This window comes from Erwinia sp. PME.40.26/001, from assembly GCF_055556675.1.
In genome coordinates this window covers 1-259 of sequence record NZ_JBVHNP010000266.1, presented here as the reverse complement: position 1 = coordinate 259, position 259 = coordinate 1, and the positions used below count along the sequence as shown (strand labels likewise).

General features: G+C 67.2%; 1 protein-coding gene. It reads right to left on the bottom strand.

Annotated elements, in window-relative coordinates:
• A partial coding sequence (locus ACZ3HG_RS24135) for a hypothetical protein (RefSeq protein ID WP_465334963.1) occupies window positions 1–259 on the bottom strand: 259 nt, incomplete at both ends.

Genomic DNA, 259 nt, shown 5'->3' with positions numbered 1-259 from the left:
CCGGTGAGTCAGACATGGCGGGCATGTCGCCGGTGGCCGGCGGGTCAGCGGCGACGGCTGCCGGGTGAGGCTCGGGCGGGATTCGCGAATGCGATTCCGTGTTGGCACGAGCCGCGACAGCCCGGAAGGCGTCACTGCCGGATCTTAAATCGCGGATGGTCAGGAAGGGAGTGCTTCTTTCCGGTTCGACGGGCATGGCGGGCAATTCCACGGGTTCGTCCGTGTTGATCACGGTCGGCGCAGCGACTGTGGCGGTGGC